The sequence below is a fragment of the Kribbella sp. CA-294648 genome (assembly GCF_050943845.1).
Lineage (GTDB): Bacteria > Actinomycetota > Actinomycetes > Propionibacteriales > Kribbellaceae > Kribbella.
This window is the reverse complement of record NZ_CP191981.1, coordinates 3,112,371-3,132,198: the sequence shown is the minus strand read 5'-3', so window position 1 is coordinate 3,132,198 and position 19,828 is coordinate 3,112,371. Positions and strand designations below refer to the sequence as shown.

The 19,828-nt window shown below is 68.4% G+C and carries 23 protein-coding genes; 10 read left to right on the top strand and 13 right to left on the bottom strand.

Translation table 11 applies throughout. The features are described 5' to 3' along the window. The first annotated feature begins 58 nt into the window (after positions 1-58). The 3 genes from ACQPYM_RS15115 (at position 59) to ACQPYM_RS15105 (ending at position 2,316) form a co-directional block, all read left to right on the top strand. A complete protein-coding gene (locus ACQPYM_RS15115) occupies positions 59-469 on the top strand; it encodes a PPOX class F420-dependent oxidoreductase (protein ID WP_433021017.1) in 411 nt (136 codons plus the stop codon). Positions 470-509: 40 nt separating this feature from the next. Beyond that, on the top strand, positions 510-1,499 hold the full coding sequence (locus ACQPYM_RS15110; protein WP_433021014.1) for a GNAT family N-acetyltransferase: 990 nt from the start codon (positions 510-512) through the stop codon (positions 1,497-1,499). Between the two features lie 127 nt (positions 1,500-1,626). Then, complete coding sequence (locus tag ACQPYM_RS15105) at positions 1,627-2,316, top strand: nitroreductase family protein (protein ID WP_433021011.1); 690 nt, start codon at positions 1,627-1,629, stop codon at positions 2,314-2,316. Here ACQPYM_RS15105 and ACQPYM_RS15100 read toward each other — a convergent pair. From ACQPYM_RS15100 to ACQPYM_RS15075, 6 genes are read right to left on the bottom strand one after another with little or no spacing between them, the layout of a single operon-like run. Then, positions 2,288-3,022, bottom strand: a complete 735-nt coding sequence (locus ACQPYM_RS15100; protein WP_433021008.1) for a GNAT family N-acetyltransferase — start codon at positions 3,020-3,022, stop codon at positions 2,288-2,290. The two genes, ACQPYM_RS15105 and ACQPYM_RS15100, sit on opposite strands and share 29 nt — an antisense overlap. Further along, complete coding sequence (era, locus tag ACQPYM_RS15095; protein ID WP_433021005.1) at positions 3,022-3,954, bottom strand: GTPase Era; 933 nt, start codon at positions 3,952-3,954, stop codon at positions 3,022-3,024. The genes ACQPYM_RS15100 and era overlap by 1 nt, the downstream gene beginning before the upstream one ends. Then, complete coding sequence (locus ACQPYM_RS15090; RefSeq protein ID WP_433021002.1) at positions 3,938-4,279, bottom strand: cytidine deaminase; 342 nt, start codon at positions 4,277-4,279, stop codon at positions 3,938-3,940. The genes era and ACQPYM_RS15090 overlap by 17 nt, the downstream gene beginning before the upstream one ends. 48 nt (positions 4,280-4,327) lie before the next feature. Further along, complete coding sequence (locus ACQPYM_RS15085; RefSeq protein WP_433020999.1) at positions 4,328-5,638, bottom strand: hemolysin family protein; 1,311 nt, start codon at positions 5,636-5,638, stop codon at positions 4,328-4,330. Between the two features lie 7 nt (positions 5,639-5,645). Then, a complete protein-coding gene (gene ybeY / locus ACQPYM_RS15080; protein ID WP_433020996.1) occupies positions 5,646-6,125 on the bottom strand; it encodes an rRNA maturation RNase YbeY in 480 nt (159 codons plus the stop codon). After that, a complete protein-coding gene (locus tag ACQPYM_RS15075; RefSeq protein WP_433023282.1) occupies positions 6,122-7,078 on the bottom strand; it encodes a PhoH family protein in 957 nt (318 codons plus the stop codon). Before ACQPYM_RS15075 ends, ybeY begins: the two co-directional genes overlap by 4 nt. On the opposite strand from ACQPYM_RS15075, the gene ACQPYM_RS15070 reads away from it, so the two are divergent. Next, positions 7,077-7,226, top strand: a complete 150-nt coding sequence (locus ACQPYM_RS15070; RefSeq protein WP_433020993.1) for a hypothetical protein — start codon at positions 7,077-7,079, stop codon at positions 7,224-7,226. The two genes, ACQPYM_RS15075 and ACQPYM_RS15070, sit on opposite strands and share 2 nt — an antisense overlap. 147 nt (positions 7,227-7,373) lie before the next feature. Here the strand turns inward: ACQPYM_RS15070 and ACQPYM_RS15065 are convergent, their stop codons facing one another. Further along, positions 7,374-8,333, bottom strand: a complete 960-nt coding sequence (locus tag ACQPYM_RS15065) for a hypothetical protein (RefSeq protein ID WP_433020990.1) — start codon at positions 8,331-8,333, stop codon at positions 7,374-7,376. A 122-nt stretch (positions 8,334-8,455) separates the two neighbouring features. Between ACQPYM_RS15065 and ACQPYM_RS15060 the strand changes: the two genes are divergently transcribed. Both ACQPYM_RS15060 and ACQPYM_RS15055 read left to right on the top strand, forming a co-directional pair. Beyond that, a complete protein-coding gene (locus ACQPYM_RS15060; protein ID WP_433020987.1) occupies positions 8,456-8,971 on the top strand; it encodes a SigE family RNA polymerase sigma factor in 516 nt (171 codons plus the stop codon). Next, entirely contained in the window at positions 8,964-10,100 is a 1,137-nt protein-coding gene (locus ACQPYM_RS15055; RefSeq protein ID WP_433020984.1) for a Gmad2 immunoglobulin-like domain-containing protein, read from the top strand. Before ACQPYM_RS15060 ends, ACQPYM_RS15055 begins: the two co-directional genes overlap by 8 nt. Positions 10,101-10,103: 3 nt before the next feature. Here the strand turns inward: ACQPYM_RS15055 and ACQPYM_RS15050 are convergent, their stop codons facing one another. From ACQPYM_RS15050 to ACQPYM_RS15025, 6 genes are all read right to left on the bottom strand, one after another. Next, positions 10,104-10,727: an SAM-dependent methyltransferase gene (locus ACQPYM_RS15050; RefSeq protein ID WP_433020981.1), complete on the bottom strand. Its 624-nt coding sequence runs from the start codon at positions 10,725-10,727 to the stop codon at positions 10,104-10,106. 2 nt (positions 10,728-10,729) lie between these two features. Continuing rightward, positions 10,730-11,446, bottom strand: coding sequence for a 16S rRNA (uracil(1498)-N(3))-methyltransferase (locus ACQPYM_RS15045; protein WP_433020978.1), 717 nt, complete (start codon positions 11,444-11,446; stop codon positions 10,730-10,732). Between the two features lie 22 nt (positions 11,447-11,468). Continuing rightward, a complete protein-coding gene (gene dnaJ, locus ACQPYM_RS15040) occupies positions 11,469-12,608 on the bottom strand; it encodes a molecular chaperone DnaJ (protein ID WP_433020975.1) in 1,140 nt (379 codons plus the stop codon). Positions 12,609-12,669: 61 nt separating this feature from the next. After that, complete coding sequence (gene hrcA, locus ACQPYM_RS15035) at positions 12,670-13,689, bottom strand: heat-inducible transcriptional repressor HrcA (protein WP_433020972.1); 1,020 nt, start codon at positions 13,687-13,689, stop codon at positions 12,670-12,672. Positions 13,690-13,810: 121 nt separating this feature from the next. Continuing rightward, positions 13,811-14,914: a Gfo/Idh/MocA family protein gene (locus ACQPYM_RS15030; protein ID WP_433020969.1), complete on the bottom strand. Its 1,104-nt coding sequence runs from the start codon at positions 14,912-14,914 to the stop codon at positions 13,811-13,813. Continuing rightward, the gene (locus ACQPYM_RS15025) at positions 14,911-15,552 is read right to left on the bottom strand and encodes a ThuA domain-containing protein (protein ID WP_433020966.1); all 642 of its coding nucleotides are present in this window, start codon (positions 15,550-15,552) and stop codon (positions 14,911-14,913) included. The genes ACQPYM_RS15030 and ACQPYM_RS15025 overlap by 4 nt, the downstream gene beginning before the upstream one ends. A gap of 102 nt (positions 15,553-15,654) precedes the next feature. Between ACQPYM_RS15025 and ACQPYM_RS15020 the strand changes: the two genes are divergently transcribed. From ACQPYM_RS15020 to ACQPYM_RS15005, 4 genes are all read left to right on the top strand, one after another. Continuing rightward, positions 15,655-16,047, top strand: coding sequence for an EF-Tu/IF-2/RF-3 family GTPase (locus ACQPYM_RS15020; RefSeq protein ID WP_433020963.1), 393 nt, complete (start codon positions 15,655-15,657; stop codon positions 16,045-16,047). A gap of 35 nt (positions 16,048-16,082) precedes the next feature. Continuing rightward, positions 16,083-16,871, top strand: a complete 789-nt coding sequence (locus ACQPYM_RS15015) for an MBL fold metallo-hydrolase (protein ID WP_433020960.1) — start codon at positions 16,083-16,085, stop codon at positions 16,869-16,871. 117 nt (positions 16,872-16,988) lie between these two features. Further along, a complete protein-coding gene (locus ACQPYM_RS15010; protein WP_433020957.1) occupies positions 16,989-18,539 on the top strand; it encodes an NCS1 family nucleobase:cation symporter-1 in 1,551 nt (516 codons plus the stop codon). Positions 18,540-18,890: 351 nt separating this feature from the next. Then, positions 18,891-19,715, top strand: a complete 825-nt coding sequence (locus ACQPYM_RS15005) for a DUF3097 domain-containing protein (protein ID WP_433020954.1) — start codon at positions 18,891-18,893, stop codon at positions 19,713-19,715. The last annotated feature ends 113 nt before the right edge of the window (positions 19,716-19,828 follow it).

The following is a 19,828-nucleotide window of genomic DNA, read 5'->3' as shown; positions in this document are numbered from 1 at the left end:
CGGACCGAGACGGAGAGTGACGGGTCAGGAAGCGCCGACCACCGAATAGGCTCGGGGTATGACGTCTGAGCTAGTCGGTGAACTCGGCAAGACCGGCCTCGGTGTGCTCGTCACGATCAAACGCGACGGCCGCCCGCAACTGTCCAACATCACCTACGTGTACGACGGTGAGCACCTCCGCGTCTCGATCACCGACGGGCGGGCCAAAACCAAGAACCTCCGCCGCGACCCCCGCGTCAGCCTCTACGTGAACGGTCCCAACGGCCGCTCGTACGTCGTGGCCGAGGGCACCGCCGAGCTGACCCCGGTCGCGGCCACCCCGGACGACGACACAGTAGAAGCCCTCATTGATTACTACCGGGCCGCCGCCGGCGAACACCCCGACTGGGACGAGTACCGCCAGGCAATGGTCGACCAGCGCCGCCTCCTCCTCACCATCCCCATCACCCACGTCTACGGCACGAGTTAAATGACTCGCGGTAATGGGTCCGTGCCGCCACTCTGGGGTTGTGGATATCTCCAGGCTTTTCCCCGAGGACGCGGCTGGTTGTGCCGAGGCGGTGGCGTTGCTGAACGCGACGCATGCTGTCGACTGTCCGGGTGCGCTGCTGTCGACTCCGACCGGTTACGCGGCGGATCTGCGGTACGGCTGGGATCTTGACCCCGGTCGCACCTACCTGGCGCGGGAAGCGGACGGCTCCCTGGTGGGTCTGCTCCAGGTCCACGTGCCGACCTACGACAACACGAACCTGGTCTGGACCGGGGTCGAGGTGCATCCCGAGCATCGCGGTCGCGGGATCGGCAGCGAACTGATCCGGTACGCCGAGCAACTGGCCGGTGAGCTCGGCCGAACCTCGATCGGCATCACCACCTGGGACCTGCCGAAGGCGGCCGCGTTCGCGAAGCGGCACGGGTTCGAGCAGAAGGCCGTCGAGGTGAACCGGCGCCAGGACATCACCACCCTGGACTGGACGACCGTGCAGAAGCTGTACGACGAGGCGGTGCTCGCGTCGGCGGACTACGAAGTGGTCCGGATCATCGGTGCCCTGCCGGACGAGATGCTCGAGGGCATGATCGCCGTGACCGCCTCGATCAACGACGCACCGAAGGACGACCTCGAGATCGAGGACGACGTCTTCAGCGCGGAGCGGCTACGCGCCTACGAGGAAGCCCGGCGCGGACACAACCAGACGATGTACCGGGTGATCGCTCGCCATCGCACCACTGGCGAGCTGGCCGGCCATTCGGTGGTCACCGTCGAGCGCGAGCGTCCGCACATCGCCGAGCAGAACGACACCGCCGTCTCCCGCGACCACCGCGGCCACCGGCTCGGCGCACTGCTGAAGACGGCGATGCTGCTCTGGCTCCGCGAAACCGAGCCGGCGCTGACCCAGCTCGACACCTGGAACGCCGAGTCGAACAACCACATGATCGGCATCAACGAGCAGCTCGGTTACTTCGTCGTGGCCCGCGCCCTGGACTTCCAGAAGTCGCTCTGAAAGCTGCTCGGCAGTAAGGTACTCCAGCTGACGAGGCGAGACGTTGGGCAAAGACAAAAGCGGATCATATGGACCCACAGTTTCTCAAGCTGGACTCATCTGAGTCCTCCTGGCTACGGTGCGGAACGTGAGCCGCAGCCATCAGCATCCGTTCGTTCCCTACGTCCCGCCACGCGTGCCGATTGTGGAAGGGCTGCGCCGTGGCGCGGAGTTTCACGAGGAGCTGGAGCGGAGACGATCGGTGCGGTGGTTCTCGGACGAGGAGGTGCCGCTAGAAGCGATCGAGCTTGCGGTCGCCGCCGCCAACACCGCGCCGAGTGGGGCGCACCACCAGCCGTGGACGTTCGTGGCGACCAACGATCCCGAGCTCAAGCAAAGGATCAGGGCGGCGGCCGAGGAGGAAGAGCGGAAGTTCTACCGCGATCGGGAGCTGCCGGAGTGGCACTCCGCACTCGCCCCGCTGGAAACCGACGAGCACAAGGAATTCCTCGAGGTCGCGCCCTGGCTGGTGGTCGTGTTCGCGCAGAAACACACCCCGCAACCCGACGGCAGCCTGCGCAAGAACTACTACGTCTCGGAGAGCGTCGGCATCGCCTGCGGGTTCTTCATCGCGGCGTTGCACCGGATGGGCCTGGCGACGCTGACCCACACCCCGAACCCGATGGCGTTCCTCACCAAGGTCCTCGACCGGCCCCGCACCGAGCGGCCCTACATCCTGTTCCCGGTCGGCTATCCGGCCGCCGACTGCGAAGTACCCGAGCTGACCCGCAAGCCGCTCGGGCAGGCGCTCATCGTCCGAGCGGCTCCACGATCGTGACCTGCATGCGGTTGCTGACCGTGAACCCGAGGCTCTCGTAGAGGCGGATCGCGGTCGTGTTGGTGGCGCCGGTGTGCAGGAACGGCCGGTCGCCCTCGTGTTCGATGCCTGCGGCAACCGCCCGGATCAGCCGGCTGGCGAGTCCCTGACCCCGGTACGCCGGATGCGTGCAGACCGCGCTGATCTCGACATGGCCGGGGGCGCGGAACCGTTCGCCACCCATCGCGATCAGCTCGCCGTTCCGCCGTACGCCGAGGTAGCGGCCGGTCTCGATGGTCCGGGAGCGGAACGGGCCGGGCTCGGTGAGTTCGGTCAGCGCGAGCAGCTCGGGGACGTCGTCAGGGCCGAGCTCCACCGCTTCGGGCTCTTCCACTCCGAAGCCGGCCGGCGCGACGAACTGGACCAGGCCGAACACCTGCTCGACCTTGAACGATGCCGGCACCGGCAGCTCCGCCCGGATCAGCGCGCCGCTGTGGCCAACGCCCAGCAGCTCGGCCGCGTCGGTCCAATCCTGCTCGGTCGGGTCGTCCGGCAGGCCGAAGAAGGGAGCGACCTCGGCCGGGTAGCGACGGACCTGGCTCTTCACCTCGGCCAGGTTGGCGTGCGCGCCGGTCAGCGCCTGGTACACGGGATTGATCAGCGCGCTGGAGCCGAGGGCCGCGTCGCCAGGAACGGAGACGCCCGCGGCAGCCGGGTCCACAGCCATCAGAACCCGAGTTTCCGCAGGTGCTTGGCGTCGGTCTGCCAGTTCTTCGCGATCTTGACGTGCAGATCGAGGTAGACCGGCGTACCGAGCAGGGCCTCGATCTGGCGGCGGGCGTTCGCGCCGACCTCGCGCAGCCGGGCGCCCTTGTGGCCGATCACGATGCCCTTCTGGCTGTCCCGCTCGAGGAAGATGTTCGCGTAGATGTCCAGCAGCGGCTTGTCGTCCGGCCGGCCCTCACGCAGCCCCATCTCGTCGATGGTGACCGCGATCGAGTGCGGCAGCTCGTCCCGGACGCCCTCCAGCGCGGCCTCCCGGATCAGTTCGCCGACCAGGATCTCCTCCGGCTCGTCCGTCACGTCACCGTCGGGGTAGAGCGGCTGGCCGACCGGCAGGAACTTCACCAGCTCGTCCGCGACGACGTCGACCTGGTACCCCGAGGTCGCCGACACCGGTACGACGGAAGCCCACTCGATCCCGACCGACTCGCCCAGCGTCTGGATCTCGGACAGGTGCTCGATCATCCGCTCGGGCGCGACCAGGTCGGCCTTGGTGGCCAGTGCGACCTTCGGTGTCTTGGCCACCTTGGCGGCCTCGGTGACCAGGAACCGGTCGCCGGGGCCGATCTTGTCGCTGGCGGGCAGGCAGATGCCGATCACGTCGACCTCGGCCCAGGTGGTCTTCACCACGTCGTTCAGCCGCTCGCCGAGCAGCGTCCGCGGCTTGTGCAGCCCGGGGGTGTCGACCAGGATCAGCTGCGCGTCGGTCCGGTGCACGATCCCCCGGACCGCGTGCCGGGTGGTCTGCGGCTTGGACGACGTGATCACGATCTTCTGCCCCACCAGGGCGTTCGTGAGCGTCGACTTGCCGGCGTTGGGCCGGCCGACGAAACAGGCGAAGCCGGATTTGAACTCCGACTCAGGTGTGGACGACATCACGAACCTCTCCGTTGCCATTGGCAACGACTACCGGAAGAGCGGCACCGCCGAAGTAGCGGACCACCTCGACATCGACCTGCGCGGTCTCGTGGTCGGTGACCACCGCGGCCGCTTCGATGCCCTTGACCCCTGACGATACGGCCATCGCGACCGCGAGCTGAAGCGCGCTCAGCCCCACGGTGTCCAGCTGGACCGTGCAGGCGGCGTACGTGCGCCCGTCGGTGTCCCGGACGGCGGCGCCTTCGGCGGCGCGGGTCCGGGCCCGGGCGGCGCGCGCCAGGGTGACGAGTTTGGCGTCCTCGGCCGTGAGGTCGGCAGGCAAAGCTGGCTCCAGGTGGTCGAAGGGGTGGTCGAAGGGGTGAGTGGGGGATCAGGCGGTCTGGTGACTGCTGTCCTGCGGCTGGTCGGCGGGAACACCGCGCCGGACCAGCACAGTACCGATCTGGTTGCGCCGGCCCGACGGCCGCTCCGCGGTGAGGGAGAGCCCGAGGCCCTCGATCTCGACCTCGGCACCCGGAATCGGCACCTTGCCGAGCAGTTTGGCCATCAGCCCACCGACCGTGTCCACGTCGTCGTCGTCCAGCGGTACGCCGAACAGGTCGCCGAGCTCGTCGATCGGGAACCGGCTGGAGACCCGGTAGGCCCCGTCGGACAGCGCTTGCACCGCCTCCGGCGCCTCGTCGTACTCGTCGGTGATCTCGCCGACGATCTCCTCCAGGATGTCCTCGATGGTGACCAGGCCGGCGGTGCCGCCGTACTCGTCGACGACGATCGCGACGTGCATCCGGGCCGCCTGCATCTCGCGCAGCAGCTGGTCGACCGGCTTGGAGTCCGGGATGTACATGCACGGCCGCATCACCGACTCGACCCGCTCGGTCGACTCGGCCGAGGCGTTGTCGTAGACGCGGCGCATCACGTCCTTGAGGTAGACCACGCCGAGGATGTCGTCCAGGGACTCGCCGACCACCGGGATCCGCGAGTAGCCGCTGCGCAGCGCCAGCGAGGTGAGCTGGCGCAGCTTCTTGTGCTTCTCGATGTAGACCATGTCGGTCCGCGGCACCATCACCTCGCGGACGATGGTGTCGCCGAGCTCGAAGACCGAGTGGATCATCTGCCGCTCGGTCTTCTCGATCACCGACGACTTCTCGGCCAGGTCGACCAGCGCGCGCAGCTCCGCCTCGGTCGCGAACGGGCCTTCGGCGAACCCCTTGCCCGGCGTCAGCGCGTTACCGATCAGGATCAGCAGCTTCGGCAGCGGGCCGAGCACCCGGGTCAGCGCCATGATCGGGCCGGCCGAGACGATCGCGAACCGGTCGGAGTGCTGCCGGCCCAGCGTGCGCGGGGCGACGCCGATCACCACGTAGGAGATCAGCACCATCAGCACGGCGGTGATCAGGACGTGCGTCCAGGTCACCGTGAACACGTTCGACAGAGCCTGAGTGACCAGCACGATCGCGGTGATCTCACAGCTCAGCCGGATCAGCAGCAGCGAGTTCAGGTAGCGGGGCGCGTCGCTGAGCAGGTCGCGGAGCTTGACCGCGCGCAGGTTGCCCTGCTCGACCTGCTCGTTGGCCCGCACCTTCGAGTACGACGAGAAGGCTGCCTCGGCGCCGGCGAACAGCCCGGCCAGCAGCACCAGCACCGCAGCCACAACCAGCAGGACGCCGTCGTGGGAACTCACTGGAACGTCACTCCTGTCCGAGCCGGTTTCCTGGTGCTCGCCATGCTTCCAGTAGGCGGCCCTGGACGTCCCACATCTCGGCCTTCTCGGCGGGTTCGGCGTGGTCGTAGCCGAGCAGGTGCAGGATGCCGTGCACGGTCAGCAGCTCCAGCTCGGCCCAGGTGCCGTGGCCGGCCTTCGCGCCCTGGGCGGCCGCGACCGTCGGGCACAGCGCGATGTCGCCGAGGTGCCCGAGCGGCAGGTCGGCGTCGTCGCCGCCGTCACCGCCCGGCCGCAGCTCGTCCATCGGCCACGACATCACGTCGGTCGGACCCGGCAGGTCCAGGAACTCGACGTGATACCGGGCCATCGTGTCCTCGTCGACCAGTTTGATCGACAGCTCACACTCCGGGTGCAGCCGCAGCGACGACATCACGAAACGGCTCAGCCGCATCAGTCCGTGCGCGTCGATCTCGACCCCGGACTCGTTGTTGACCTCGACATTCATCGTCTCGGCCCGCTGAGGGACGAAGACGGAGGGCGGGGATCAGCGCTGCCTTCGTAGTTCTCGTAGGCCGACACGATCCGGCCGACCAGCTTGTGCCGGACCACGTCGTGCGACGTGAGCCGGCAGAACGCCAGGTCCTGGACGCCTTCCAGGATGTCCTGCACGACCCGCAGGCCGGAGCTCGTCCCGGTCGGCAGGTCGACCTGGGTGACGTCGCCGGTGACCACCATCTTGGAGCCGAAACCGAGCCGGGTGAGGAACATCTTCATCTGCTCGGGCGAGGTGTTCTGCGCCTCGTCCAGGATGATGTAGGCGTCGTTCAGGGTCCGGCCGCGCATGTAGGCCAGCGGGGCGATCTCGATCGTGCCGGCCGTCATCAGCCGGGGAATCGAGTCCGGGTCGAGCATGTCGTGCAGCGCGTCGTACAGCGGCCGCAGATACGGGTCGATCTTCTCCGACAGCGTGCCGGGCAGGAAGCCGAGCCGTTCACCGGCCTCGACGGCCGGCCGGGTCAGGATGATCCGGTTGACCTCCTTGGCCTGCAGCGCCTGGACCGCCTTGGCGACGGCCAGGTAGGTCTTGCCGGTACCGGCCGGGCCGATGCCGAAGACGATCGTGTTCTTGTCGATCGCGTCGACGTAGCGCTTCTGGTTCAGCGTCTTCGGCCGGATCGTCCGGCCGCGGCTGGACAGGATGTTCTGCGTCAGCACGTCGGCGGGGCTCTCGGCCGTCTCGGCCTTGATCATCGCGATACTGCGCTCGACGGAGTCCGCGGTCAGCCCGTGGCCGGTCCGCACGACGGCGATCAGCTCGTCGACCAGCCGCTCGGTCAGCGCCAGCTCGGCCGGTTCGCCGGTCATGGTGATCTCGTTGCCGCGGACCAGGATGTCGGCGGCGAACTCCTTCTCGATGATGCGGAGGAACTCGTCCCGGGCTCCCAGCAGCGCCACCATGTCGATGCTGTTCGGCACGATGATCTTGTGGGACGCCTTCGGCCCGCTGTGGCCGGCTGCGCTGTTGTCAGCGCGCGTCGCATCCGGGTGCGACGGCTCGATACTGCGTGGCCTGGACAGCCTCTTCCTCCTGATGCAGATGGTGTGACCCGACCAATGCTAGCCGCCCACCCCGACACCCTCACCCGATAAAACGCCCCATACTCCCCAACACCCCTCTGACCAGGCGTTTTACCCCGTACTACGCCGCGCCGCCGCCGAGCCGGAGGTGGGTGCCTGCGTGAGGGCTCGCTGGTCAGCGCTCCAGCCGGGACGGGGCGTTGCGCGCTGTTCCCGGGGCTGAGCGCGCTGCGCTTTCCGCCGTCCGGGGCGTGGTTCCGCCTCCGCGGAGAGACGCGGTGGGGGCGTTGATGGCTTTGAGGTGGGCCAACTCGGCGGGTGGGAGTTGCGGTTTCGGGGGCGCGCTTTCCAGGGCTACTCGGCGGTCTCGTTCAGCGGCCCACTCGCGGGTGGGGGCGACGCTTACCTGGACTCCTGCCGTGGAGGGGGCCAGCATCGGAGCCATCGTCGTACGGAGGGCCTGGCGGAAGTCTTCGGGGCTTTTGTCTCGGTTGAGGTGGTAGGCGCGGAGCATGCGGTAGTTGGCCTCGACGGCGGCGCGCACGGTTCCGGAGCCGGCCAGTGGCTTGTCGAACTCGTCGGCGTGCGTGTTCCGGTGGTGGTTCACCCCGATCGCGTGCCCGGGGTCGAACACGTGCAGCGTGGTGATCGGCGCCTCCACATCACCCTGGTAGACCGACTCCTCCCGCCAGGTGTGTGCGCCGCTGAAGCTGTCCTGCAGCGCATGGGACGCCGCGCCAAGGTGTTTGATCTCGTCGCCGGCCGAGGCGTGAGCCGCCCGCAACTGCTCCTCGATGTAGCCCTGGATCAGTTCCAGGTTCCGCGGCCCGTCCAGCCGCGGGTCGGCCATGCTGTGCGCGCGCTGGACCTCTCCGTTGACCCAGGCGGAGTGCACGGTCGCGCCTGGACCGGCGTACGGGACGGTCAGGCCGGTGTTGGCGAAGTTCCGGATCAGCCCGGCACCGTACGGCCGGTCCAGCACGGCCTGTGCCTTGTCCAGTGCCTTCGCGTACTCCGGGCGGCTCAGCCCCATGATCCGCCCGTCCGGCCCGGACAGGTGCCCGTACAGCCGGCTCACGGCCGCGCTGGTGATCTCGCTGTGACCGTGCCAGTGGCCGTCACCGTGCTGCTTCATCCGTCCTCCCAGATCTCCGGCGGACAGGGTCGCACCGATCGGGGTCCACCTGTTGTCAACCTGGTACCTGGTCTAAGCGTCTTGGTTGTGTGGCACAACCGGCCGTGGTGTACGAAGAGTGCGTGGCACATGAGTCCTCGTGGGATGCAGACGAGGCGCTGACGGCTGTCTACACGGCGCACTACTCGTCGTTGGTCCGGCTCGGCGCCCTGCTGCTGCGTGACACCGGTGCGGCAGAGGAGATCGTGCAGGACGCGTTCGTGGCGATGCACGGACGCTGGCACCGGCTGCGTGACCCGCACAAGGCCCTGGCGTACCTGCGGACAGCAGTGGTCAACCGCTGCCGGTCCCGGCAACGGCATCTGGTGGTGGTCGACAAGCACCTGCCGAAGTCCCTGCCGGACGAACCGAGCGCGGAGCAGGCCGTACTGCGCACCGCGGAGACCGACCGGGTGATCGAGGCGATGCGCACCCTGCCCGAGAAGCAACGCACCGTGATGGTGCTGCGGTACTACGGCGACCTGTCCGAGGCGGAGATCGCCGACACGATGGGGATCAGCCGGGGATCCGTGAAGAGCCACGCCGCGCGAGCGACCAAGTCGCTGCGCCAGGTCCTGGAGCAGAGCACACATGAGTGACCGCAGAGACGACGACCGGTTCGACGAGCTGATGCGGCGCGCCTTGTCCGAAGAGGCCGGCCGGATCGAGCCCGCCGACGGGCTGCACGAGATCCAGGCCCGGGTCCGCGACCAGCGCCAGCCGGTCAGCAGGCGGCCGTGGGTCATCACCGCGGGCGCGGCCGTGGTCGGTGCCGCGGCGGCCGTCGGCGCGTTCGCAGTACTGAACGGCACCTCGAACAATGCCGATGAGCCGACCATCGCCGGGAGCGCGGAGACGTCCACCAGTCCGACTCCTGGACCGGCCAGCACCCCGTCGGCGAGGCCGGCCAGCCCGAAGCCCGCACCGACCGAGGTGTCCACGCCGCGGGCGAGCACTGCGCCGACGAATACCGGGCCGACGGTCGGGGGGCCGGTCGAGGAGCCCACGGTCAAGGTCCCGAAGGCCGTCCCGGTCTATTGGCTCGGCGAGAAGGTCGGCTCGAAGCGGGCGTCGGACTTCCGGCTCTACCGGACGTTCGCCCAGGTCAGCGGGCGGCCGACCCTGGAGGCGGTCCGGTTGATGACGATGCCGAAGGCGGCCAACGACCCGGACTACCAGACGTTCTGGTCGGGCGCCACGGTCGGTTCGGTGCGGTACAGCAAGGAACTGATCACGGTGGACTTCGACCAGTTGCCCGACACCAGGCTCGAGCCGGGCGTCGCCGACATGGCGGCCCAGCAACTCGTCTACACGGTCCAGGGCGGGCTGCAACGGCAGACTTCGGTCCAGATCACCGAGCGCGGCCGCGCGGTCTCGAACCTGTTCGGCGTCCTCGACACCAAGCAACCGTTCGGCCGCGCGCAGGCGACCGACGTCCAGGCGCTGGTCTGGGTCGAGTCGCCGGAGAACGGCCAGACCGTCAAGCCGTCCTTCACCGTCAGCGGTACCGCGGCGGCGTTCGAGGCGCAGGTCGACTGGAAGGCCACGAACGTGAAGACGAAGGAGGTCGTGGCGAACTACGCGATGACCAAGGAGGGCCAGAAGTTCTCCCCCTACGTCTTCACCCCGAAGCTCACCGCGGGTGAATGGCTGATCGAGGTTTACCTGTCGTCGCCCGAGGACGGCCGGGTCACCGACCTCGACTCCAAGACGGTCTACGTCAAGTAGCCCCTAGCTGAAGGTGAACAGGCGGTCGACGGTCGCGGGCGCCGGCCCGGGACCGGCGTACCGGTTGCTGCCGACGGACCACTCGACGCCGTCGGGTGCGTCGAAGGCCAGCTCCTCGAAGCCTGCCTCGGCGAACCAGCCGCGGATGTCCTGCCGGATGTCGGGGTCGTGCCGTCCGCGGGTCCAGATCACGGTCGCTCCCAGGGCGCAGAACGACGGCAGGGCCCGGACCGTCGCCTCGACGTCCGCGACGCTGATGTTGCCGAACACCCCGCAGAACAGGACCAGATCAGCCGGTACTGCCCCCGCGTAAACACTCGTCAGGCCGGCATCCCCTTCGACGACCTCGACTCCGGTCAGCCCGTTCGCCGCCGCTGCCGAGCGAGCGGTGCCGGTCAGGCGAGGATCCAGCTCGACCAGCCGGGCGGTCACCCGGTCCCGGGCCGGATGGGTGGCGAGCACCTCGATCAGGTCGCGTCCTTGCCCGGCGCAGGCACTGATCGCGCGGATCGGCCCGTCGGGACGCGCGTCCAGGTGTCGCCTGATCTCCCGCTGGACCGATCGCAGCCGGCCGCTCAGGTCCGACGACTCGTCGTCGTAGTCCTGGTGCCACTCCAGCCAGTCCACGATCAACTCCAGCGAGAGCGGGCAAGGAGAGCGGCCGCTGCGGCCACCCCGGCGGTCGAAGTACGAAGAACTGTGTCGCCGAGCCGGACCGGTGTCGCGGCGAACGCCTCCAGCTCGGCGGGCGCGATACCACCCTCGGGGCCTACGACGATCACCACGTCCCCCGCCGCGGGCAGCTCGAGCGAAGCCAGCGGAGTGGTCGCCTCTTCGTGCAGTACTACCGCCAGCGCCGCGTCCGTCAGCAGCTTGGCGACCTCGGCCGTCGACGCGATCGGCGCGACCTCGCAGAACCACGAGCGGCGCGACTGCTTGCTCGCCTCGAAGGCCCAGGCCTGCCACTTGGTCAGCGTCTTCGCGACCCGCTCGGGGTTGGCGCGGAACTGGCTGCGCTCCGCGTTCCACGGCACGACCAGGTCGGCACCGACCTCGGTGAGCATCTCGACGGCCAGCTCGGCCCGCTCACCCTTCGGCAGCGCTTGCACGACGACGAGCCGCGGGCTCACCGCCGGTACCTCGCCACGGTGCTCGACCGCGACGGTCAGCCCGGACTTGGACGCGGCGATCACGGGTCCCTCGGCGAAGGACCCGTGGCCGTCGGTCAGCCGGATCCGCTCGCCGGGCCCGATCCGGCGTACGACGGCCGCGTGGCGACCCTCGGCGCCGGACAGCTCCAGCTCGGGCCCGTCGAGGTCAGGCAGGTAGAAGACCGCGAGTCCCATCGCCCGGCAGCCTAAGTCGTTTTCAATGCGCACCGAAGGCGTCACGCAGGCGCCCGAAGACACCCTTGTGAGCTGCCTGGACCTGACCCTGCGGCCGCTCCTCGCCGCGCGCGCCGGCCAGCTGCCTCAGCAGCTCGACCTGCGCCTCGTCCAGCTTGGTCGGCGTCTCGACGATGACCTGCACGATCAGGTCGCCGCGGCCCGCGTGCCGCAACCGCGGTACGCCGCGCGCGGTCAGCGTCATCGTCGACCCCGACTGGGTGCCCGGCAGGATCTCGAGCGGCGTGGTCTCGCCCTCGAGGGTCGGCAGGTCGATCGTCGTACCCAGCGCCGCGGCCGTCATCGGCAGGGTCACCGTGCAGTGCAGGTCGTCGCCGCTGCGGGTGAAGATCTCGTGCGGCTCGACCTCGATCTCGACGTACAGGTCACCGGCCGGACCGCCGCCGGGGCCGACCTCGCCCTGGCCGGACAGTTGCACGCGGGTGCCGCTGTCGACACCGCCGGGGATCTTGACCGTGACGGTCCGCCGGGAGCGGACCCGGCCGTCGCCGGCGCACTCGCCACACGGGTTCGGGATGGTGGTGCCGAAGCCGCGGCAGTTCGGGCACGGCCGCATCGTCCGGACCTCGCCGAGGAACGAGCGCTGGGTGTGGGTGACCTCGCCCCGGCCGTGGCAGATCTCGCAGGTGACCGGCTCGGAGCCGGTCTGCGCGCCCGAGCCCGAACAGGTCGGGCAGAGCACCGCGGTGTCGACCTTCAGCTCGCGGGTGGTCCCGAAGGCCGCCTCCGCCAGGTCGATCCGGAGCGGGATCAGCGCGTCCTGGCCGCGCCGGGTCCGCGGCCGTGGGCCGCGGGTCGCCCCGCCGGTCTGGCCGAAGAAGGCGTCCATGATGTCGGTGAAGGTGAACGCCTGGCCGAAGCCGGCGCCGGCACCCCCGGGCCCGCTCGCGAACGGGTCACCGCCGAGATCGTGGACCTGCTTCTTCTGCGGATCGCTCAGCACCTGGAACGCGCGGCCGATCTCCTGGAACTTGTGGTGCGCGTCCTCGGAGTCGTTCACGTCCGGGTGGTACTGGCGAGCCAGCTTGCGGTAGGCCTTCTTGATCTCGTCCGGTGTCGCGTCGCGGCTGACGCCCAGGACGGCGTAGTAATCGGTGCTCATACTCCAGACCACTTGGTAGGCAGCGTTCGGTGCGTTCTTTGGTGCGTTGTTTGATGGATGCTCACGAGTCGGCCAGGATCTGGCTGACGTAGCGCGCGACGGCGCGGACAGCGCCCATCGTGCTCGGATAGTCCATGTAGGTCGGGCCGACGATGCCGAGAGTGGCCAGCGCCTCCGACTTCGACCCGTACCCGGTCGCGACCACCGACGTGGTGGCCAGTTCCTCGTACGGGTTCTCGTGCCCGATCCGGACCGTCAGGGTCTGCGGATGGGTTGCCTCGCCGAGCAGCTTGAGCAGGATCACGTGCTCCTCGAGCGCCTCCAGCACCGGCTTCACGTTGCGCTCGAAGTCGTCGCCGTAGCGGGTCAGGTTGGCCGCGCCGCCGACCGCGATGCGCTGCTCACCCTCGTCGGTGAAGGCCTCCAGCAGCGTCGAGACGATGGTGGCCACCAGCGGCCGGTCCGTCGGCGCGAAACTGTCGGCGACGCTGGCCAGCGCGGTCGCCGCGTCGGTCAGGCGCTTGCCGGTCAGTGCCGTGTTCAGCCGGGACCGCAGGTCGGCGATGAGTTGCTCTTCGACATCCTCCTGGCTCTCCACGATCCGCTGCTCGACCCGGCCGGCGCTGGTGATCAGCACCAGCAGCAGCCGCCGCGGAGTCATCGTGACCACCTCGACGTGCCGCACGCTCGACCTGGTCAGCGTCGGGTACTGCACGATGGCGACCTGCCGGGTGATCTGCGCGAGCAGCCGGACGGTACGCCGGACGACGTCGTCGAGGTCGACCGCACCGGCCAGGAACGACGAGATCGCCCGCTTCTCGGCCTGCGACAGCGTCTTGACCGTGCTCAACTTGTCCACGAACAGCCGGTAGCCCGCGTCGGTCGGGATCCGGCCGGCGCTGGTGTGCGGCTGGGTGATGTACCCCTCCTCCTCCAGCGCGGCCATGTCGTTGCGGACCGTCGCCGGGGAGACGCCCAGGTTGTGCCGGTCGACCAGGGTCTTCGACCCGACCGGCTCGTGCGTGGCGACGTAGTCCTCGACGATGGCCCGGAGCACGTCCAGTTTGCGTTCGTCCAGCACGCGCACCACCCTCTCCACATCGGCCGTCGCCGGTTGGCACTCCTGAGTTTCGAGTGCCAGTCTACCGAGCCGTAGCGACAGCCGGACCAATCGAGCGGCGTGGGACAGATCTCAGCACCGGTCAGGCCGTGTCGGGCGACGCTCCCAACGGTACGGCGGCCGGCCGCTCGACCGTGCTCGCGACGTCCACGGACTGGTCCTGCGCCGCCGACTCGAGCACCGACTCCAGTACGTCGAGCACGTGGTACGCCAGTGCTCCACTGGCCCGGTGCGGCTCGTTGGTGCGCAGTGCGCGAGCCATGTCGGCCACACCGACCCCGCGCCCGGCACCGGCGTACCCACCGGCTACCGGCAGTTCCGTCCAGTCACGGTTGGTGGCGGTGGCGATCTCCACCTTGCCGTCGAAGTTGTTCGGGTCCGGGACGGAGAGGCTGCCTTCGGTGCCGTGAATCTCGATCCGCGGCTGCCGCGAAGCCCACACGTCGAAGCTCATCAGCACAGTGGTGAGCGCACCCGACTCGTGCTCCAGTACGCCGGTCACGTGCGTCGGCACCTCGACTGCGAAGGTCTGCCCCGCCCGCGGGCCGGTGTGGACCTTGCGCTGCTCCTGCGAGCGACCTGCTCTCGCAGTGACCCGGCGTACTGGGCCGAGGAGCGTGACGAGGCTCGTGACGTAGTACGGGCCCATGTCGAGCAGCGGGCCGCCACCCGGCTGGTAGTAGAACTCCGGAGCCGGGTGCCACAGCTCATGCCCGGGCGCGACGAACGAGGCGGTCGCAGCAGTCGGTACGCCGATGTCGCCGCGGTCCAGCGCAGCCCGTGCAGTCTGGGTGCCGGTGCCGAGCACTGTGTCGGGGGCGCAGCCGATGCGGAGGTTGTTGGCCGCAGCGAGCTTCAGGAGCGGCTCCGCCTCGGCACGGTCGACGGCCAGCGGCTTCTCGCCGTACACGTGCTTGCCGGCCTGGAGGGCTGCCTGGTGGACCGGTGCGTGCGCAGCGGGGATGGTCAGGTTGAGGACGATGTCGACCTCGGGATCGGAGTACAGGTCCTCGGGGGTCGAGGCGCGGATGCCTGGGTTCTGGTCGGCGATCGCCTGTGCTCTGGAGAGGTCTAGGTCCGCTACAGCGACGACGTCGACGCCGGGGAGCTTGGCGAGGTGTTCGAGGTAGGCGCCGCTGATGACACCTGTCCCGACGATGCCGATGCCGGTCACTGGGCCGGTCACTTGCTCGCCCACAGCAGGCCGCGCTCGATGATGGTGCGGACCTCGGGCGTGTTGAGGTCGGCCAGGCTGTGGCCCGGCGTACAGACGAAGACCTTGCCCTCACCCCAGGTGCGGGTCCAGACGGCCGGCATCGTCGCGCCCTCGATCCACGGGAAGTCCGGGTCGGTCTTGAAGGTGGTGGTGGCGAGGACGTTGTTGGACGGGTCGGCGTGCACGTAGTACTGCTCGGTGTGCAGGTCGAAGCTGGTGATGCCGTCGACGATCGGGTGGTCGGCGACGATCTCGATCCGGTGGTCGATGAACCCGCCCGGGTGCGAGATGAACTGGCCGCCGGTCATGAAGCTGTAGTCCACGTTGCCGCGGAACGAGTCGACGATGCCGCCGTGCCAGCCGGCCAGGCCGGTGCCCCCGCGGACCGCGGCCTCCAGGCCCTTGACCGCTTCGGCGCTGATCTCGCCCATGCTCACGCACTGCAGGACCAGGTCGGTGCCGTCCAGGTCGAGGTAGCTCTCGGTGCTGTCCGAGACGGTCACCTCGAAGCCGTTCTCGCGCAGGAAGGGGATGAACAGTTCGGTCGCCTCGGCCGGGAGATGACCTTCCCAGCCGCCCCGGACCACCAGTGCCCGTCGTTTCGTCACGCCGTCCGCCCTTCATCGATTAATCGGTTCAGCTCTGTGACCCTAGGCGGCGTGGCATTGGCCTACAAGCCCTGTTCCGGCGGCTGGAATAGAGTCGCGAGCATGGGATGGAAGTTCTGGAAGCGCGAGCCGAATCCGACGGACGGCGCCCGGCCTGAAGACGGCAGCTGGATGCAGGACGGTGCCCGGATCCAGGACGGCGGCCGGATGCAGGACAGCGTGCCGGCCGGGGCTTTCGTGCTGCCGGTCCAGGACGTGTTCTCGATCAGTGGGCGCGGCACCGTCGTCACCGGGGAGATCGTCGCGGGCCGGGTGCAGGTCGGCGACCAGGTGCTGATCACCCGCGCCGGGCAGCGGGTCGCGATGACCCGCGTGACCGGCATCGAGGCGTTCCGGAAGACCCTCACCACGGCTGGTCCCGGTGAGAACGTCGGCCTGATGCTCGAAGGGATCGAGAAGAGCCAGGTGCTGGCGGGCGACGTCATCTCCCGCTGACCGTTGCCTGGGTGGCGGCGGTTAGGGTCGCGGGTATGAGTGCGTGGGTGGAGCTGGCCGACCGGACCTGGGTCCGGCGCTACGAGAAGTACGACGTGAACATCGGACTGGTCCTCGGTAGCGACGGTGCGCTGGTGATCGACACTCGCGGCGATGTCGCGCAGGGCGAGGAGCTGCTCGGCCACATCCGCGAGGTCACCGACGCGCCGATTCGCTGGGTGGTCAACACGCACGCGCATTACGACCACGTGTTCGGCAACCCGGCCTTCCCGGATGCGACGAGCTACGCGCAGGAGAACACGGCCGCGGCCGTCGCCGAGACGGTGGCCATCGATGTGCCGTTCTCCGTGGCCAAGGTGATCGACCTGGGCGACCGGCGGGTCGAACTGCTCCACCTCGGCAACGGGCACACCGACGGCGACGTGGTGGTCGTCGTACCGGATGTCGACGTGTTCTTCGCCGGTGACCTGATCGAGGAGTCGGCGCCACCGTCGTACGGGGAGGACTCGTATCCGCTGGAGTGGCCGGACACGGTCGACCGGCTGATCGGGCTGCTGTCCGCGACGGCCAAGGTGGTGCCCGGCCACGGCGCGATCGTCGACGCCGAGTTCGTCCGCGAGCAGAACGACAACCTCGGCACGGTGGCAAACACCATCTCCGGCCTCCACCACGGCGGCACCTCCCTCGAAGCCGCCCTAGCCCACACCGACGACTGGCCCTGGCCCCAGGCCCACGTCGAACAAGCAGTACGCCGCGCCTACGCCACCCTGGGCACACCCGCGCGGCCGACCCTCCCGCTGCTAGGCCTCGCGAAGAACGACTGAACCATCACGCTTGGTGAATGACTGGGGCGGCTGGTTACGCTCTGAAGTTGTGCGTTGACATGGCGTCTGCGATCCCTCAGTTTGGTCCGAAACACGACTGCGGACGAGGTGGCGACGATGGCTCACGCGGCACCAGCATCTCCTGATCAGATCACCCACCCGGACGGACGCGTCGAGCTGTCCGATCCGGCCGCGGTCGCGGACAGCCCGTACGGCAACGCGGAGCTGGCGCCGACCCGGTTGCCCGAGCGCCGCTGGTCGACGTACAACTACGCGGCGCTGTGGATGGGGATGGCGCACAACATCCCCAGTTATCTGCTCGCGGCCGGGCTGGTCTCGATCGGGATGAACTGGCTACAGGCGTTCATCACCATCACGCTGGGCAACCTGATCGTGCTGATCCCCTTGCTGCTGAACAGCCACGCGGGGACGAAGTACGGGATCCCGTTCCCGGTGTTCGCCCGGGCCTTCTACGGGGTGCGCGGGGCGAACTTTCCGGCGCTGCTGCGGGCGTTCATCGCGTGTGGCTGGTTCGGCATCCAGACCTGGATCGGCGGCCAGGCGATCTACGTGATCGTCGGCGAGCTGGCCGGGTCGGGCTGGACCGAGGCGTCCGCGATCGGCGGGCATCCGTGGACGATGTGGCTGAGCTTCGCCTTCTTCTGGGCGCTGCAGATGGTGCTGATCTGGCGTGGCATCGAAGGATTGCGCCGGTTCGAGAACTGGGCGGCGCCGCTGGTCACGGTCGCGTTCCTCGCGTTGATGATCGCGATCCTGGTGAAGGCGGGCGGCTTCGGGCCGATCCTGTCGCAGCCGTCGAAGCTCGGCTGGGACGCCGACTTCTGGAAGATCTTCGCGCCATCGCTGATGGGGATGATCGCCTTCTGGGCAACGCTTTCGCTGAACATGCCGGACTTCACCCGGTTCGGTCAGGGCCAGCGCCAGCAGGTGATCGGCCAGATCATCGGGCTGCCGACGACGATGTCGTTCATCGCGCTGGTCTCGATCACCACCACCTCCGGCACGGTCGTCGTCTACGGCTCGGCGATCTGGGACCCGGTCGAACTGACCCGCCGGTTCGAGAACCCACTGGTGGTGACGGTCGGGCTGGTGATGGCGATCCTGGCGACGATGTCCTGCAACGTCGCGGCCAACGTGGTCAGTCCGTCGTACGACTTCGCCAACGCCTTACCCCGCTGGCTGAACTTCCGCACCGCCGGCCTGCTCACCGGCGTGATCGGCATCGTCATCCAGCCCTGGCGGCTGATCTCCGACCCGTCGATCTACATCTTCGTCTGGCTGTCCTTCTACGGAGGCCTCCTCGCCTCGGTGGCCGGCGTCCTGATCGCCGGCTACTGGTTCGTCGACCGAACCAACCTCTGGCTCGCCGACCTCTACCTCCCGAACGGCCGCTACTGGTACGCCGCCGGCTGGAACTGGCGAGCCGTAGTAGCCACCCTGGTCGGCTCCCTCCTGGCAGTAGGCGGCGCCTACTCCAACCCCGGCGCGGGCCCTTTCCCAGCAGACGGCCTGATCCCCTTCCTACAACCCCTCTACGACTACTCCTGGGTCGTAGGCCTGATAGCCGGCTTCGTCATCTACCTAGCCCTAACCATCATCTCCCCCATCCGCCACCCCGCCCCCACCCACGCCATCGAAACCTACTGAGTACGAGGCCGTTCGATCGGAGGGATCGACCATGGACGACGCGAAAACGCAGGAAAGTTCGCCTGCGGCGATTGCCCAGGAGGTACCACGAGGCGGTCGCGGATCCCTGGCCGGACAGATCGTCCTGTCGGACGATTGGGACTCCCCCGACACCAATGACCAACTCACGAACGACTTCACCCGCCCATAGACCGCTACCTACAGCCATCCGGACATACCTGTGTCAGTTTGAGGAACGTGGTGATCGCCTGACCCCACTGGGCGGGTTCTTCGAAGCACCTCTCCGTCGGGCTCGGAGATGCAGGCGAGTCGGGCCGGGGTACGGGGTTGGGGAGCGCATACGGTTGGGGGGTGGCTGATCGGTATGGGAGAGATGTGCTGTCGGGGGATTGGCGGAAGCCTAAGAATGGGCGGACTGTTGATCTGGTGATCGAGAAGGGGCTTGTGGTCGAGGAGCCCAGTTCGGGGTACGTCGGGGCCGTGGTTCGGTGGGAGCACGGGGTGGTGGATCTCGAGGATCGGTTCGGGAAGATCAAGACTTATCCACTGGGGCCTGGGTTCTGGGTTGATGGGAAGCCGGTCAATCTGGTGGCGCCGAAGAAGGCTGGGCCGGCTAAGAAGACTCATACTGCTTCGGGTTCTGTGGCCGTTTCCACTGTGCGGGCCAAAGTGGCGCGGGCGAGCCGGATTTACGTCGAGGGCCGGCATGATGCCGAGTTGGTCGAGCGGGTGTGGGGCGACGATCTGAGGATCGAGGGGGTTGTTGTCGAGTACCTCGAGGGGATCGACGATCTGCCCGCGATCGTGAACCGGTTCCAGCCGGCGCCCGGCCGGCGGCTCGGCGTACTGGTCGATCACCTGGTCGAGGGGTCGAAGGAGTCGAAGATCGCCGCCCAGGTCAGCAACCGGCATGTGCTGGTGGTCGGCCACCCGTTCATCGACATCTGGGAGGCCGTCAAGCCGTCGTCGCTGGGGATCGCCGCCTGGCCGAAGATCCCGCACGGCCAGGACTGGAAGAAGGGCGTGCTCCAGACGTTCGGCTGGCCTGCCACCGACCAGGCCGACGTCGCGGCGGCGTGGAAGCACATCGTGTCCAAGGTCCGCAGTTACGCCGACCTGGAGCCGGAGCTGCTCGGCCGGGTCGAGGAGCTCATCGATTTCGTCACGCAGGACTGACCTCCCGTACGCCGTAACCGCCCACTCGGCCCCCGAGCACGACGACCGGTTGATTACAGAAGGCGACGAAGTGTTGTCCTAGGCAACCCGGAAGGCCATCCTGACGTTGGGGG